The following is a 16944-nucleotide window of genomic DNA, read 5'->3' on the forward strand; positions in this document are numbered from 1 at the left end:
AATATAGAGCCTGTTACTGAACCTTCGAAAACTCTTCTTTAGATAATTCGCCATTTCCATCTGCATCTAATTGATCAAAAAGCTGTACTAGTTGCGAGTTTACTTGGGCTTCTGTTTTACTAATTACGCCGTCGCCATCAGTATCAAAAGAATCAAAATCTACCGCAGCAAACGCCGCTGAAGAAGAAGCAAGGGCTACAAGTGGTAGGGCGTGTTGATCTTTGGCGGGTGAATTTGCAGCAGTATGTTTGGTTTTTAGGCAAGGCAGAGCCTATGTAGTGTGGTTATTCCCCATAAATAGGCGATAACGCAGCATAAATACCAAACATGCGCTGCCCTTTGGGTTCTTTCTAGGGACGATTAACTCTTTGTTGCTCGGTTTTTACTTAGCCCACTAGGTTACAAACCTCGCGCCGCGATTTAATCTCCCCTAGATTGAACAAATTTCAATCCACAAAGATCAATACGCCCTAAAGTTTTGTGTAGTGTTTTCATAATCGTTTCCTTAGGCTTTGAGCCTGATTAGGGGTGACCTGATTAGAGGTAAGAAGTCCTTTTCAAAGATCCTTTAGGAGTAAAGTGTTTATAAATTAATATTCAAAAAAATCATTTTCTGTCGGACCACCGCTACTTTGAACATTCAGCTCGTCAAATTGCTCTATCACTTGCGCCGATTCCTCAGAGCGACTAATTGAAGCGTTGTCGTCTGCGTCGAGTGTTTCAAAGTCTGTGTTTGCAAATACTACTGACGAAGAAACAATAGCCATAAGTACAAATGTTGATTGTAGCTTTTTCATAATTTAATCCTTCAATAGTATGCGGTGTCCCAAATAAATTTGCTCTATAGTGCTCTCTAGTCACTTCCTGGTTATTCTTTTTAGTAGGCTCCCTTGCCTACTTAGGTTGTCTTTGGCAACTCAGAATTTAGATAACATTACAGAGCATTAACTGCTTAAGGCTTTAATTTTAGGCCTTAGAAAACTCATCTTCAGATAGCTCACCATCTTGGTTTGTATCGAGTTCTTCAAACTTGCTTAAAAGCTCAGCATCCACTGATGCTTCGGCTTGGCTGATTGCGCCATTACCATCTACGTCTAGCGTATCAAAATCTGTTGCTGCAAAAGCCGCTGATGAAGAAGCTAGCGCCATTAGTACTAGTGTTGATTGAAATGTTTTCATAATAGTATTCCTTCATTGGGTTGTTGCGACTAAGGCCTTTGGCTTTCATCACGTTTTGCTTAATACACTCTAGGTATAACAACTTCGGTGCCACTTTTTATTTATTATTTAAAAACAATGAGTTAAACGACATAAAACGAGAGAAGCTTAATTTGGGGAGGTCTTATTGTTGCTATTTAGCAACAGCCATTTAACTAAAAACAATAAGCCATTATAAATCAATTAGTTAAATTTAATTAAAAAGACACACTTTTGCTAAAAAGCCAATAAGGGGGGCGTTTGGGTTAGTCTTCAAAATAAACTGAATATGAACATGGAAGTAGCATAGGATTTATTCGCGGCTATTAAAAAATTAATTCATTTATAATTAGTCAGTTACATTATTTTTGAGATTTATTATAAAAATTTTTAAAGGATATTTTGAAATTAACTGTTTTGTTGCCAAATGGCGAATTACTCAGAAAGAATGTGATATATGAGCTAAGTTATAGCATTGAGTTCATAACTTAATGCACCGTAAAATATAGGTTCGCTTGAGTTAAGCAAACCTATATCGTGTTCCAGCTATCTGCAAATGTGCCGCTATTAGGGCGTGTTGATCTTTGGTGGGTGAATTTGCAGCAGTATGTTTGGTTTTTAGGCAAGGCAGAGCCTATGTAGTGTGGTTATTCCCCATAAATAGGCGATAACGCAGCATAAATACCAAACATGCACTGCCCTTTGGGTTCTTTCTAGGGACGATCAACTCTTTGTTGCTCGGTTTTTACTTAGCCCACTAGGTTACAAACCTCGCGCCGCGATTTAATCGCCCCTAGTTTGAACAAATTTCAATCCACAAAGATCAACACGCCCTAGTGGGAGGTAAAGTATATAGATTTGAACTACTTCCACCCTTGTAGCCACTTTTGGTTATCTTTTAAATCTCGCCAACTAATTGGATATTGATTTTTTGACATAACAGCCTCGGTAATACACTCAATTACATTGCCATCTTCATCAAATTCTACCTCAACAATAATGAAGTGTTTTTCTTTATTTATAGAAGGTGTTGCGGTCCATTTACTATTCAATAATTTTTTAGGGTTTAATTTATTCATTTAATATAGCGACTCTTACTCGTAACTTTTATAAGGCAACTATACGACCCCAACACCTACTTAGTTCAGGTTACTGAGCAACTAGCTTGCCCTTATACATTTGCATTTGGCAATGAAAGTCATACTCACCGGCTTCAAGCGCGGGTAGTTTAACTGTATTGCCATCACCCATTGCCAGAGTTTTACTTATATCAAGCTGTGGAAATACCACTGTTTCGGCGCACGGCGCGCTGTCTTTTCTATCAAAGGTAAGTACAACCTCTTTGTTGGCTGCCACTTTAATGTGTCCTGGCTTATAAACACCGTTATCAACGACTATCGTTACTTTGTTGTCATCACTTTGTGTTTGCTCTGGTTTGTATAGCCAAAACCAATAAATAATTGCGGCTATTAACAGTGCACCACCTATATTAATCATCAACATAATGTACTCCTTAGCTTAAATTACGATTTATTTGGTTTGAAAAAACGTAAGCGATTAGCGTTACTTACCACTGTAAGCGATGAAAGTGCCATAGCTGCACCGGCAACAACAGGGTTAAGTAGTATTCCAAAAAATGGATACAACACGCCGGCTGCAATCGGAATACCCGCCACGTTATAAATAAAGGCACCAAATAGGTTCTGTTTAATATTTGAAATAGTTGCATTACTCACTGCAATTGCATCAGCAAGGCCATGTAACGAACCACGCATTAAGGTAATGTCTGCACTTTCTATTGCAACATCGGTACCAGTGCCAATTGCAAACCCTACATCTGCTTGCGCAAGTGCGGGGGCATCGTTAATACCGTCACCTGTCATACCCACTATTTCACCGTTTGCTTGGCGTTTTGTTACTTCGTTTACTTTATCATCGGGCATTACTTCTGCAATAAAGTCATCAATACCAACTTGTTTAGCAACGGCTTGTGCAGTGACTTTGTTGTCACCTGTTAGCATAACTAGGTGGATACCTTTATCTTGCAAGCGTTTAATAGCTTCAACTGAATCCTCTTTAATAGGATCTGCTACTGCAATAATAGCTTGAAGCTTATTATTACTTGCAAAATACATGGGCGTTTTAGCATCACTGGCAAGTGTTTGAGCTTGCTCGGTTGCATCATCAACGGCTACATCGTATTTATCCATTAGCGCTTTATTGCCAAACAACAATGTTTGCCCGTCAACACTGCCAGTTACACCTTTACCTGTAATGGCATCAAAGTCGGCTACTTTACTTAAAGCTAAGCCCTGCTTTTTAGCGTATGCCGTAATTGCTTCTGCCAGTGGATGCTCTGAGCTACTTTCAAGGCTTGCAACAAGTTGCATTACTGTATTTTCATCACTGTTATTAAACGTAACTACATCGGTAACTTGCGGTGTGCCTTGAGTAATAGTGCCTGTTTTATCTAAAATCATGGTGGTAATTTTAGATGTTGTTTGCAGCGACTCACCATTTCGAATTAATATTCCTGACTCTGCGGCTTTACCAATACCCACCATAACCGACATAGGGGTTGCGAGTCCTAGCGCACAAGGACAAGCAATAATAAGTACAGTGGTTACCGCAACAACGGCATAGGCAATTGATGGCTCAGGTCCAAAGTTTAACCATGCAAGGCCCGCAAGTACTGCAATAATCATAACTGTTGGTACAAATATTCCTGATATAACATCAGCTAAGCGCCCTATTGATGGCTTAGAGTTTTGTGCACGCTTTACCATATTGATAATATTGGCAAGTGTGGTTTCGCTACCAATGTGCGTGGCTTTAAATAATAAAGTGCCACTTTTGTTAATACTTCCGGCAACAACTTTATCGCCCGTTTTTTTGCGGACGGCCATTGGCTCACCAGTAAGCATTGACTCATCAACCGTACTGCTGCCTTCAATAACATCGCCATCCACAGGGATTTTTTCACCCGGGCGTACGCGTACTTCATCATTTTTTACCACATCACTAATGTCGATGTCTTGCTCTTGCCCATCGCGAATTACGCGTGCAGTTTTTGGTTGCAGGCCAATTAAGCGTTTAATTGCTTGTGAGGTGCGCCCACGTGCTTTTACTTCAAAAGCGAGCCCTAAACTAATTAAACCGATGATCATCGATGACGCTTCAAAATATACGTGTCTTGCGACTTGTGGTAATAAGTTTGGTGCTATTACCACAAACATTGAATACAACCACGCAGTACCTGTACCAAGCGCTATTAATGTATCCATATTGGCAGCATGGTTTTTGAATGCCTGCCATGCACCGTTGTAAAATTGTTTACCTGATATAGCCATAACCACAAGCGTGACTATACCCACTAAAAACCATGCTATTCGTTGTGTGTCGGTGGTCACACTCATGTCAAAAATAAGCCCGTATATCATTAACGGTGCACCGACCCCTAACGCTAATATCATATTACGCATTAGCTTTTTGTAATGTGCCTCGTCCGACTTTGCTTTTTCATCAAGTGCATCTTGATCAGACTCGTTACTCATTGGCTTAGCTGAATAACCAATGTTTTCGACTGCTTTAATAAGCGTGCTTTCGCGGGCTTTACCTTCTACACGGACAGTACGCTCAGCAAAGTTCATTTCCACGTTTTGCGCGCCTTGCACGCTATTAAGGGCTTTTTCAATTTTAGCCACACAACTGCCGCAATTAGCGCCTTCAATAATAAAGTTTTGCGCGGTGTCTTTTGTATTAGTCGTCATTACGCTGCTCCTTATTTGCAGAATCGTTTATTGGATCAACAAAAGATTCTATTAAACTACACACGTCACTGGCATTTGCACCATCGGCTGATGTATCCCATTGCTCCAGAGCTGCATGCATTCTGTTTCGTAATTTTAATGTTTCTTGAAATAGTGCTTCGGTTTCTTCTAGGCGTTTAGTAATGAGTTTACGCGTTAACGGACAAGGACAATTCCCCTGCTCTGACTCGCCTATAATGTGTTGAATATCTTTGAGTGAAAAACCAAGTTGACGAGAGCTAATAATAAACTTTAAACGCTGCTGGTCTTGCTTTGTATACTCTTGATAGCCATTTTCTTCACTGCGTATTGGATAAAGTAACCCAACACGTGTGTAATGACGAACAGTATCGGCAGTCACGCCCATTAACTTGGCGAGTTGTTTAACATACATAATTTAGCTCCGTCGTGTTTCAGTAGCTTCATAATAAACCTAGGTGCAACACATAGGTCAATGACTATTTTAAAACTAATAAAATAATACCAATTCGCTTAATTAAGTAACCAATTTAAGACAAGAAAATAGTGTTGATAACAAGGCAAAGGTTTCGTTATTTAGTTGCTATCACTAATTGCTTCTGCATCCATGCATTCGTATATCAGAAATTTTTTAACGCTGTTAACGCAGAATTTAATCCCTCAAATTGATTAAGTATTGTTGCTCATTGATATAATGACACAAACATAATTAACTTAAGCTGATATCGGGCGTGTATTATCTGGAGGGGGTGTAATTCAGGAGAGAAGCGCCTAAGTAAGGCGCGTATTAATCTAAGGGCGTGTTGATCATTGGTGGTTTAATTTACAGCAGACTGTTTGGTCTTTAGGCAAGGCAGAGCCTATGTAGTGTGGTTATTCCCCATAAATAGGCGATAACGCAGCATAAATACCAAACATGCGCTGCCCTAGTTTGATTCGCTACGGCTTTGCTCTAATTCGTCGCTTAGTTGCTGCGCTAAAGTTTGTATTTTAGGCATAGCATCTTTCATTAAGCTTTGTGACATTTGCATAGACTCTTGCATTACAACAGGCATTTTTTCAAGTATTTTTTGCCCTGTATCTGTTTTATAAAACGCTAACATATCGGCAATTTCTTGCTCACTAAAATGTTTGTCGTACACGCTAATCATCATCGGCTGCATTTTGGCCCAGCTCATTTCGGTTTTTAATACCGTCGTCATGTCGCTGTAGTACTTATCAAAAATTGCCTGTTCAGAAGGCTTAACGCCCATTTGGTCTGACATGCCTTTCATCATACCTTCAACCTGGCCGTACATAGAGTCAACCATTGAATCTAAATTCATTACACTAATAAGTTCATCTATTTTTTGCTGCTTAATATTTTGTTCAGCATACAAACTACTAGAAAAAATCAGTAATGATAAAAGTAGTACCTTACCCATAATAATATCCTTTCATATAAATAATCGTTTTATAGTTACATTATTAATTAGTCTTGTAAAGGGTACAAGCAGTCACTAAAAAGGCCGAATAAAATGAATTTATTCGGCCTTTTATAAATATATTTTTATGTTAATCGTCTTCTACATTATCTAGGCCTTTAGTGCCTTCTTTGGCTTTTAGCTTATGATGAATAGCTGACTTTATTAGCATGTAGCCACTAATCGGTGCCGTAATTAGTAAAAATATAGTAATGAGTATTTCTTTAACACTTAGGCCATGCCCTGAATTTGCAAAATAAACCATAGCTGCAATTAGCATACTTGCCATACCCAACGTTGTTGCTTTAGTTGGCCCATGCAAACGCATAAAAAAGTCAGGTAGTTTAACTAAGCCTATTGAGCCAATTAAAATAAACGTACCACCAAATAACAATAATATTGATACAACCCATTCGCTGATCATGTTTTCACCTTATTCAATTATATCGCCACGTAGTAAATACTTACACACTGCAACTGTACTTATGAAACCTAGCATGGCAATAAGCAGTGCAGCTTCAAAATAAAGCCCTGTATCCATACTAATGCTATATAAAATAATCAGTGCAATGACGTTAATGTACATTGTATCGAGCGCTAAAACACGATCAGGCACTGATGGACCAATGATCAATCGCCATAAATTAAGCAATAATGATAAGCCAATCATCGAAAAAACAATGAGTAATACGGTGTCTAACATTGAAATATCTCCTTTAGTGGAGCTTCGTAGCGTTGTTTTATTTGTTTGATAAGTGCTTCTTCATCTTTAAGGTCAAGCACATGTATTAATAAGTAGCGTTGTGTTGGCTCTTCACCCTCAGGTAACGATTCAGCAATTGGGTAAACCTCTGCACTCACTGTACCGGGTGTAAGCGATACACTACTGGCCAATATGGTAATTGGCATATCATGAGTTAAATCTATCGGTACTTTTATAAATGCCGGACGCAAATTTTTAGATGGCCCAAGTATAAGTAAAGCCACTTGTAAATTTGCTACGACAATATCGTACAGCACAATAAGCAACTGCTTAAGAGCCAAGCCCGGCTTTAAAATTAGTGGCTGAGGCTCGCGAAGCGAAAAACTTAATATTGGGATAAGTATTGCAAAAATAGTCGCTAATACTAAGTGCCCTACCGACACGCTATTATTTAACAATAGCCAAACCATAAACAAAAATAAGCTACGAAATGGCGTTGGTAACCAACGAAAACGGGCTTGTAATCTCATCACATGCCTCCTTTAAGTACAGCATTAATACCGCCGCTTATATCATGTAACTGAGTAGCAGCACCTAGCATGTATTCACTTATTGGTCCGCCAAAAATAACGAGCAATGGCGAACACGCAAGTAAACCTATAATTACAATTACCTGCAACGGGTGTGCATTTGCACAATCTGCGTTTTCGCTATTTTTACTTTTATGCTCCCAAAACAAGGTCGTGCCAGCACGCGAAAGCGCTACCAATAACGCAAAGCTTGTTACTAAATATACAGGCCAAAATAGTAAAGCTTGCTCACTATTTAATGTGGCTTTAAGTATCCAAATTTTACCTACAAAGCCTGATAGTGGCGGCATACCAACTACAGTTAATGCCGCAACAATAAAGCACACACCTAATAAAAATGGTTGTTTAACAGAGCGACCCGCTACTAGCCTATCACCAACTTTACCGCGCTGGATTGAAACTAAGTCTGCTAGTAAAAACAGTGCAGCACTAACAAGTGTTGAATGCACTAAATAATATAAAAGTGCAGCAGTGGCATTTACATTTTGCAATGCAATTAGCGCAACTAACGTACCTACCGATACTAATACTAAGTTAGAGGTGAGTTTACGTAAGTCTTGCGCTGCCATAACACCAATGGCACCCACTATAATGGTGGCAATTGCTAAGCCCCAAAGCCAAGGCTGCGCCATATGTTCAAGCGCTCCTGCTTGTTCGCCAAATATCACCGTGTAAACACGAAGCATGGCGTAAACGCCTACTTTGGTCATAATCGCAAACAATGCAGCAACCACAGGTTTAGCGCTTGAATACGTATTTGGAAGCCATAAATGCAGAGGTAATAGTGCGGCCTTTAAAGCAAATACAATTAATAGTAATAAACCACCTGCTTTTGCTAGGTATACATCATCTCCCGAAAGCTGTGATACTTTTTGCGCCATATCTGCAATATTAAGCGTACCAAGTACACCGTACAAAATACCCAAACCGATTAAAAATACGCTTGAGCCAACTAAATTTAATATTACATATTGCAGTGCCGCACGAGTGTTTTGTTTATCACCTGCGTGCATTAACAGTGCATATGATGCAATCAGTAACACTTCAAAAAATACAAATAGGTTAAATAAATCGCCAGTTAAAAACGCGCCATTTACACCCAATATTAAAAAATGAACAAGTGGATGATAAAAGCTGCCCTTTTCATCATCGCCAGCACTACCATATAAAATAGCGCCCAAACCTAAAAGTGAAGTTAACGTAACCAATAAGGTAGATAGCATATCAGCGACTAAGACTATCCCAAATGGTGCAGACCAATTACCAATAGCGTAAACATTAATACCCGTATTATTAATATGTACAAGTAAAAGCACACTAATGGCAAAAGTAGCTATTGCCATTACAATTGAAACTAAGCGGCGAATTTTGACGCTTTTACCACATGGCGGCAGCAATAAAATAACTGCCGTCAACATAGGTAATAAAATAGGTAGCGAAGCTAAATGTTGGATCATTTTTGCTCCTTATTATCTGCAGAGGTGTTAGGCACATAACCATCAACATGGTCACTACCTAAATCGGCGCGCCCACGTATTGCCAAAATAACCACAAATGCGGTCATCGCAAAACCAATCACTATTGCAGTTAGTACTAATGCTTGAGGTAGAGGATCGGCGTATTCTGTGCCAGTACCAAGTACTACCGCTTTATTAATAGTAAGGCGACCTGCTGAAAACAAAAATAAGTTAACAGCGTATGAAATCATAGTAAGCCCAAGTACTACAGGGAACGTACGAGCTCTTAGCAGTAAAAACACACCGCAACTGACCAATACTCCAACGCAAGATGCGTACAATAATTCCATTAAATATTTACCTCTTTTTTCTGGGTATCTGCTGTCATATTACCTAAGCTTGCTAAAATCATTAACGTAGCGCCTACAACAGTTAAGTAAACACCTAGGTCAAATGCAATCGCGCTGGCAAGCTCTGTTTTACCGACAAACGGAATATCAAAGTAGTCAAACCAAGTTGTTAAAAATGGCTTATCGAAGAACCAACTACCCACACCTGTAAACAAAGAAATACCAATGCCTGAAGCTATAATTTTGCGATAATTAACATCAAAGCGTTCGTTTATCCATGCTGTACCATGCGCCATGTATTGCAAAATAAACGCGATTGACGTTACCAGTCCTGCAATAAAGCCACCACCAGGTAAGTTATGTCCACGTAAGAAAATATATGCAGAAACTAATAACGCAAGCGGTAATAAACTTTGTGAAATACTCGCCAGTAATATTGGATGACGTTCTTTAGCCCATGGGCGCCCTTCGCTGTCGCTCGCTGGCATAAATAATGGGATTCGAGAAAGTACTTTAAATATACCTAATGCGGCAATGCCTAATACGGTAATTTCACCAAGCGTATCAAAGCCCCTAAAGTCGACTAAAATAACGTTAACTACGTTAGTACCACCGCCACCAATTTTAGCGTTAGCAATAAAGAAGTCTGAGATTGAATCTAGCGGGCGTGTAAGTAATGCATAACAAATACTCGCTATCACTACACCTAGTGTAGAGGCTATTGCTAAGTCTCGAAGTACGCGTAATGAACTTGATTCTTTTGGCGTATGCTGAGGCAAGAAAAACAATGCCAGCATAAGTAAAATAATAGTAACAACCTCAACAGTTAGCTGCGTAAGCGCTAAATCTGGAGCAGAAAAGCGTGTAAATACAACCGACACCATTAATCCTACAATTGAGAGCATTAATAGCGACACCATGCGAGAGCGATGCCAAATAACGGTAGCAAGAGCACCAATAATCAATAAGCCTGCACCAATTGCATTGTGCACATCAACAGGGGTAAGTGGCATGCTTCCGGCAAGTTGTTGCATTTCAAATAATGGCCAACCCGCACACAGTAATACCACCGCTAACATAATTACAAGGTAGCGCTGCAGCGATCCATTTTCTGTACTGCTTACCTTTGACTGACACCAAGCAATAACGCTTAATATCACACGTTCAAACGTTTTTTTAGCGTTTAAAGGTGGTAACGATGCTTGAAATTGAAATAGATATTTACGATTAATATAAATAAATAAGCCGCCAGCAATCGCCATCGCACTCATTAGTAGAGGCAAGTTAAACCCATGCCAGATAGCCAATTCGTACACTGGCATTTCTTTTCCAAGTACAGCTAAAGACGCCGCAGATAAAATGCCATCAATTGTAAAGTGCGGGAACATACCCACTAACAAACAAATCACAACGAGTATTTCTATTGGTACACGCATATAGCGCGGTGGCTCATGCGGCGTACGAGGTAAATCAATTGGTTCACCATTAAAAAACACGTCATGAATAAAGCGTGCTGAGTACGCAACAGCTAATGCACCTGCAACAGTTGCCAGTACTGGAATTAACCACGACATAGAACCAAGCACTTGCTGGTGTAGCGTTTCTGCAAAAAACATTTCTTTAGACAAGAAGCCATTTAGTAAAGGAACTCCTGCCATTGCAGCCGCCGCGACCATCGCAAGCGTTGCAGTGTATGGTAAGTATCGCCACATACCATTTAATTTACGCATATCGCGCGTGCCCGTTTCGTGATCAATAATACCAACGGCCATAAATAACGACGCTTTAAACGTTGCATGGTTAATTATATGAAAAATAGCAGCAACAGTCGCAAGCTCAGTATCAAGTCCGAGTAATAGCGTTATTAAACCCAAATGGCTTATTGTTGAATAGGCTAACAAGCCTTTTAAGTCGTGTTTGAATAATGCTATATAAGCACCAAACAACAACGTAGCTAAACCCGTTAACCCAACGAGCAAGAACCACGTATCGGTGCCAGCTAAAGCAGGATGAAAACGTGCTAACAAAAATATACCGGCTTTTACCATCGTCGCAGAGTGTAAATACGCGCTTACTGGCGTAGGCGCTGCCATTGCATGAGGAAGCCAAAAGTGAAATGGAAATTGTGCCGATTTAGTAAACGCACCCAGTAGCACCAATACCAATGCTACTTCGTATAAATCATGAGATTGAATTATTGCTTTACTCGCTAGAATAACATCTAGGTCGTAACTACCAACAATATCACCTAATAGCATCAATCCAGCAAGTAACGCTAAGCCGCCCGCGCCTGTTACAGCAAGCGCCATACGTGCGCCTTTTCGCGCTTCTGATTTATGCCACCAAAAACTAATTAATAAAAATGAGCTGATGCTCGTTAATTCCCAAAACAACCACAGTTGAATGACGTTGTTAGACATAACAATACCAAGCATTGCAGTCATAAATAGCATTAAGTAACTATATAACTTAGCCATTGAGTCATTAGCGCTTAGGTAGTAACGCGTGTAGAGGATAACGAGCAAGCCTATGCCTAAAATCATAAACATAAACAATAAACTGAGGCCGTCTAACCGCAGAGATAAATCGAGTCCTATTGACGGGATCCAAGCTAAAGAATAACGAATGGTTTCGCCCGCTAAAACGGCAGGTGCATGGTATAGAGTAATCCCCAAAGCCGTCAAAGGCGCAAGAGCCGTTAAACTAGTGCTTAAATTGCGAGATAACTTACCTGTGCATGCAGAAATAACACTGCCAATTAAGGATAACAAGGGTATCCAGAGCAAAGTCATAATGTAGGGCCTTTTATTATCATAAGTTTATCAGGGCATCTCTTTTTAATACTAAGTGATGCTTTTACTGCCTGTTTTTAAACGACATTAATGACTATAGTTATACTGAAAAACACTGATTTTGTCTATAAAAAGCGGTTCTATATGGGTGTTTTTTAAACAAGAACTAACAATTTATTAAGCCTAAAAAAACAATTAATTAATACTGATAATTGTTAATTTAATATGGCCTTATTTGCAAATGTAAGCGCGCCAGGGTGATGATGAAAGTTACCATTGGTCATATCTAAATGTTTCAACCAAAGTTGTCTATACTGCGCTGAGAGCCCTAACTGCTGATATTGCATAATAGACCAATTTTCACTAGGTTTATAAGCAATACCCCCTACCTGGCAACTCTTTGCTTTATGCCAACCTGTTGGCGGCGACTCACCATGAGAAATAAATAAATTAGGTGCAACAAAACCCGTTTTTGCACACAACCATGCTTGCTTAGTTTTAGGCAAAGCGTATTCATCTTCAAAACCGTTAAAATGCATCAGCTCATGCAAAAATATACTGTATTTTGCTTTTGAGTTTATTAGCATTGTTCCCTTCGTGACATTAGCCGTTCCATCTTTAGGCATCATCACTATAAAATCAAAATTGTTAGGAAGCTGGCTATTAAGTTTAGATAATTGCCAGTCACACTTTGCTATTTGACTAGTACTACTTTTGCACTCAAGCATACCTGCAACGTAAACTGGTTTTGAAAAGCAAAAAATATTTTCACGGGGCTCTGGTTGTTTATTATAAGCATTAATAAACTCTGTAAGTTTATATAAGCCACTACGATGATCGCTCATAGTCAGCACGTTAAACATACATTGCTTATTAGGCTTACTTATATTTTTTAAAGATGAAAAACCAAGATCGTGGATAAACGCGGTAGATATTTTACTCTGTGGTGTTTTTAACTGAAGTTTTAGATGATTTAGCACATCCCCTGCTGGTAATTTGTTTTTACTAGCGAGTAACTCTAAATCGCTCCAACGTGATTGCTCAAGTAACTTTGTTGCTAATATTTTACGCTCTGGGATTGTTAAGTCATTTATAGCTGAGAGCCAAAATTGTTTTGCAGTATCACTCTGACTGCTTTTAATAAGTTTAAGAGAATACATATATTGTGCTGAGGAAATTTTACTGCGAGCAAGTATAGCTAAAGAGGTCTTTGGTAACTGCTCTAGGTGATCAGAAAAATAAGCTGGTGAATTCCAATAACTTTGTAGAACATTGGCTTTTGTATTTAAAACATGCCAAAAGCCAATAGCGCCAAGGTGATTACTCGAGCCTGTAATTAACAAACAACATAGTAATACACCTATTAATTTAAAACGCTTAACTTGCGTCAACACCTTCCATCAACTCAAGTTCTAAACGCGCATATTTATATTCAATAAACTCGTGCACGTTAGTCGCAAGCGCAAGCCTAAAATAATCGGATGCTAAATAAAGCTCACCCGCTGCTTGATGCATTTTAGCTAGGTAAAAATAAGCTTCACATAAACGCTGCGCATATTCTTGCTCAGTTCTAACACCATCACTAATGCCTGATAAAAATGCATGTTCACTCATATCGCCCGTATAAAGAGAAATTAACTGATACGCCCATTGCGAATCATCAAGCGCAGTCGCATTTTGTTTAAGTGCATCAAGTGCGGTTACTTTATCCTCGTGTGCCTGGGCTAAATAAACCCATAAAACACGGTACGGATCGTTAGGAGAACGGGCTAAAAACTCGTTAAAGTCATTTTTAGCAAGGCCAGCTCTATCGCCGTAATACAGTGCAATTCCTCGATTTAAATAGGCGTATTCATGCTCTTCATCAAGTTCTAGAGCTGAATCGAAAAACTCATAGGCTTTTTCATACTGCTGCATAAGCGTATGTTGAATACCTAAAAAATTATACACTTCAGCTAAATCAGGCTTAAGTTTTACTGCGCGGTTAAAATCAATACGCGAAAGAGTGGTCATACCTAGACTATCAAAAAGTACACCACGGTCGTAATAAAGCTTAGCTTGTTGCTCTTCGCTTAAGTCAGCCCTATTCAATAACTCTGAGTAGCGTGCAATAGCAATTTCACTTCTAAAGTCAGAGGCTAAAGGTGCAGTAAATGGCACATTAACAATCGGGGTTGGTTCTGATTCTGTTGTAGTTTGGCAAGCGCTTAAAGACAAAATAGCAAAAGATGCCAAAGCTAAATGTTTGAGTATCATTAAAATCCTTAATACCAAGATATATCGCGATTAATATAAGACAGACCTTGTCCAATAAGGTTTCATTAAAGCATAAAAAAAGGGGCTAAACAGCCCCTTTTTTTATCATCTAGCTAATATAACTAGATTAATAAGTTAACAATTACGCGTCAGTTGGCGCGTCAGCTGCAGGTGCTGCTGATTCCATTGCTTCTTTAATACTTAGACGTACACGGCCTTGGCGATCTACTTCTAGTACTTTAACTTTAACTTCTTGACCTTCAGAAAGGTGATCAGCCACGTTATTAACGCGCTCAGTACTAATTTGAGAAATATGTACTAGACCATCTTTACCAGGAAGAATGTTTACAAACGCACCGAAATCAACAATACGTACAACTTTACCTTCGTAGATAGTACCTACTTCAAGTTCAGCTGTTAATTGCTCAATACGGCTAATTGCATTAGCTGCACTTTCGCCATCAGTAGCGGCAATTTTAATTGTACCGTCGTCACCGATTTCAATCGTTGTACCAGTTTCTTCAGTAAGCTGACGAATAGTTGCGCCACCTTTACCGATAACTTCAGCGATTTTCTTCTGTGGGATTTTCATTGTGTATATGCGAGGAGCAAACATTGATAGCTCTTCAGAAGGAGCAGAAATTGCTTCGTCCATCACTTCTAAGATATGTAAACGTGCAGCTTTTGCTTGTTTAAGCGCAATTTGCATGATTTCTTGAGTGATACCTTCGATTTTGATATCCATTTGAAGTGCAGTGATACCTGCAGCTGTACCAGCAACTTTAAAGTCCATGTCACCTAAGTGATCTTCATCACCTAAGATGTCAGAAAGAACAACGAATTTATCGTCTTCTTTAACTAGACCCATCGCAATACCGGCAACAGACGCTTTAATTGGTACACCGGCATTCATAAGTGCAAGTGAAGTACCACATACAGAAGCCATTGAAGATGAACCGTTTGATTCAGTGATTTCAGATACTACACGGATTGAATATGGGAATTCAGTCAATGTTGGCATTACAGCAGCAATACCACGCTTAGCAAGGTTACCATGGCCGATTTCACGACGCTTAGGAGAACCAACAAAACCAGTTTCACCTACACAGAATGGAGGGAAGTTGTAGTTAAGCATAAAGTGGTTTTTATGAGTACCAGTTAAATCGTCGATTAACTGTGAATCACGTTCTGTACCAAGTGTAGCTGTTACTAACGCTTGAGTTTCGCCACGAGTAAAGATAGCAGAACCGTGAGTACGCGGTAATACGCCAGTCATTACATCCAGTGCACGAATCATATCTGGTTCACGACCATCGATACGTTTTTCGCCAGCAGCGATACGGCCGCGAACGATTTTCTTCTCAAGTGAACCGAAGATTTTACCAACTTCTTGCTTGTCTAGAGACTCGCCTTCAGCAAGTTCAGCTGTTAATACTGCAACAACTTCGTCCTTCGCTTCGCCAAGTGCTTCTTTACGCGCTACTTTATCAGTGATTAAGTAAGCTGCGCCTACTTTATCAGCAGCAATTGCTGCAACTTTATCTTCTAGTGCAACGTTTTTAGCTGGTGCAGTCCAATCCCAAGTAGGCTTGCCTGCTTCTGCTTTAAATTCTTCGATTGCAGTGATGATCGCTTGAGATTGCTCATGACCATATACAACAGCGCCAAGCATTACGTCTTCTGCAAGTACGTTAGCTTCTGATTCAACCATAAGTACCGCTTTATCAGTACCGGCTACCACTAAATCAAGTTGGCTTTCTTCAAGCTCTTTTAATGTAGGGTTAAGTACGTATTCGCCGTTGATGTAACCAACGCGAGATGCACCAATTGGACCACTGAACGGGATACCAGAGATAGCAAGTGCTGCTGAAGTACCAATCATCGCAACCATATCAGGTTGGATTTCAGGGTTAACAGAAACAACAGTAGCAATAACTTGTACTTCGTTTACAAAACCGCTTGGGAAAAGTGGACGAATTGGACGGTCAATAAGACGTGCAATAAGTGTTTCGCCATCGTTAGGACGACCTTCACGCTTTAAGAAACCACCTGGGATACGACCAGCAGCATACATACGCTCTTGGTAGTTAACTGTTAGTGGGAAAAAGTCTTGGCCAGGTTGTGCTTCACGCTTACCAACAACAGTTACTAAAACTGAAGTGTCGCCAATGCTTGCAAGTACAGCGCCGTCTGCTTGACGAGCGATTGCACCAGTTTCTAGAGTCACTGTATGTTGACCTAGTTTGAATTCTTTAATAATTGCTTGCACTTAAAATATTCCTTAAATGTATTCTAATAAGTTGTCATCAAAGTACCAATTACAGTACATAATTGTATTCAGTTGGAAA

16 protein-coding genes and 1 pseudogene are annotated in these 16944 nt (G+C 39.6%); all 17 read right to left on the reverse strand.

Annotated features, from left to right (window positions below):
- Positions 1 to 13 precede the first annotated feature (13 nt).
- A pseudogene (locus CXF76_RS14195) lies at positions 14 to 208 on the reverse strand (EF-hand domain-containing protein); the annotation flags it as partial.
- A gap of 382 nt (positions 209 to 590) precedes the next feature.
- On the reverse strand, positions 591 to 797 hold the full coding sequence (locus CXF76_RS14205; protein WP_024591130.1) for a hypothetical protein: 207 nt from the start codon (positions 795 to 797) through the stop codon (positions 591 to 593).
- 169 nt (positions 798 to 966) lie between these two features.
- A complete protein-coding gene (locus tag CXF76_RS14210; protein WP_007585535.1) occupies positions 967 to 1179 on the reverse strand; it encodes a calmodulin in 213 nt (70 codons plus the stop codon).
- An 881-nt stretch (positions 1180 to 2060) separates the two neighbouring features.
- Positions 2061 to 2276, reverse strand: a complete 216-nt coding sequence (locus tag CXF76_RS14215; RefSeq protein WP_007585532.1) for a TIGR02450 family Trp-rich protein — start codon at positions 2274 to 2276, stop codon at positions 2061 to 2063.
- 70 nt (positions 2277 to 2346) lie between these two features.
- Positions 2347 to 2700 carry a cupredoxin domain-containing protein gene (locus CXF76_RS14220; RefSeq protein ID WP_007378488.1) on the reverse strand — a complete coding sequence of 118 codons (354 nt, stop codon included), beginning with the start codon at positions 2698 to 2700 and terminating at the stop codon, positions 2347 to 2349.
- Between the two features lie 20 nt (positions 2701 to 2720).
- Positions 2721 to 4967: a heavy metal translocating P-type ATPase gene (locus CXF76_RS14225; RefSeq protein WP_101164003.1), complete on the reverse strand. Its 2247-nt coding sequence runs from the start codon at positions 4965 to 4967 to the stop codon at positions 2721 to 2723.
- A complete protein-coding gene (locus CXF76_RS14230; protein WP_024591618.1) occupies positions 4957 to 5400 on the reverse strand; it encodes a MerR family transcriptional regulator in 444 nt (147 codons plus the stop codon). Before CXF76_RS14230 ends, CXF76_RS14225 begins: the two co-directional genes overlap by 11 nt.
- A gap of 511 nt (positions 5401 to 5911) precedes the next feature.
- Positions 5912 to 6409, reverse strand: a complete 498-nt coding sequence (locus tag CXF76_RS14235) for a DUF2059 domain-containing protein (protein ID WP_024591619.1) — start codon at positions 6407 to 6409, stop codon at positions 5912 to 5914.
- A gap of 130 nt (positions 6410 to 6539) precedes the next feature.
- Complete coding sequence (locus CXF76_RS14240; RefSeq protein WP_007585525.1) at positions 6540 to 6872, reverse strand: Na+/H+ antiporter subunit G; 333 nt, start codon at positions 6870 to 6872, stop codon at positions 6540 to 6542.
- 9 nt (positions 6873 to 6881) lie between these two features.
- Positions 6882 to 7151 (reverse strand): K+/H+ antiporter subunit F, encoded by a 270-nt coding sequence (locus CXF76_RS14245; RefSeq protein ID WP_007378493.1) that lies wholly within the window; start codon positions 7149 to 7151, stop codon positions 6882 to 6884.
- On the reverse strand, positions 7145 to 7681 hold the full coding sequence (locus tag CXF76_RS14250; RefSeq protein ID WP_007585523.1) for a Na+/H+ antiporter subunit E: 537 nt from the start codon (positions 7679 to 7681) through the stop codon (positions 7145 to 7147). Before CXF76_RS14250 ends, CXF76_RS14245 begins: the two co-directional genes overlap by 7 nt.
- Positions 7681 to 9198, reverse strand: coding sequence for a monovalent cation/H+ antiporter subunit D (locus CXF76_RS14255; protein ID WP_101164004.1), 1518 nt, complete (start codon positions 9196 to 9198; stop codon positions 7681 to 7683). The genes CXF76_RS14250 and CXF76_RS14255 overlap by 1 nt, the downstream gene beginning before the upstream one ends.
- Positions 9195 to 9548, reverse strand: coding sequence for a Na+/H+ antiporter subunit C (locus CXF76_RS14260; protein WP_010554685.1), 354 nt, complete (start codon positions 9546 to 9548; stop codon positions 9195 to 9197). Before CXF76_RS14260 ends, CXF76_RS14255 begins: the two co-directional genes overlap by 4 nt.
- Complete coding sequence (locus tag CXF76_RS14265; protein WP_024608883.1) at positions 9548 to 12340, reverse strand: monovalent cation/H+ antiporter subunit A; 2793 nt, start codon at positions 12338 to 12340, stop codon at positions 9548 to 9550. Before CXF76_RS14265 ends, CXF76_RS14260 begins: the two co-directional genes overlap by 1 nt.
- Positions 12341 to 12555: 215 nt before the next feature.
- On the reverse strand, positions 12556 to 13731 hold the full coding sequence (locus CXF76_RS14270) for a hypothetical protein (RefSeq protein ID WP_024608884.1): 1176 nt from the start codon (positions 13729 to 13731) through the stop codon (positions 12556 to 12558).
- On the reverse strand, positions 13718 to 14596 hold the full coding sequence (nlpI, locus tag CXF76_RS14275) for a lipoprotein NlpI (protein ID WP_024608885.1): 879 nt from the start codon (positions 14594 to 14596) through the stop codon (positions 13718 to 13720). The genes CXF76_RS14270 and nlpI overlap by 14 nt, the downstream gene beginning before the upstream one ends.
- A 142-nt stretch (positions 14597 to 14738) precedes the next feature.
- Positions 14739 to 16865, reverse strand: a complete 2127-nt coding sequence (gene pnp / locus CXF76_RS14280; RefSeq protein ID WP_024591623.1) for a polyribonucleotide nucleotidyltransferase — start codon at positions 16863 to 16865, stop codon at positions 14739 to 14741.
- Positions 16866 to 16944: the final 79 nt, after the last annotated feature.

The organism is Pseudoalteromonas sp. 78C3, assembly GCF_002836695.1.
Lineage (GTDB): Bacteria > Pseudomonadota > Gammaproteobacteria > Enterobacterales > Alteromonadaceae > Pseudoalteromonas > Pseudoalteromonas arctica.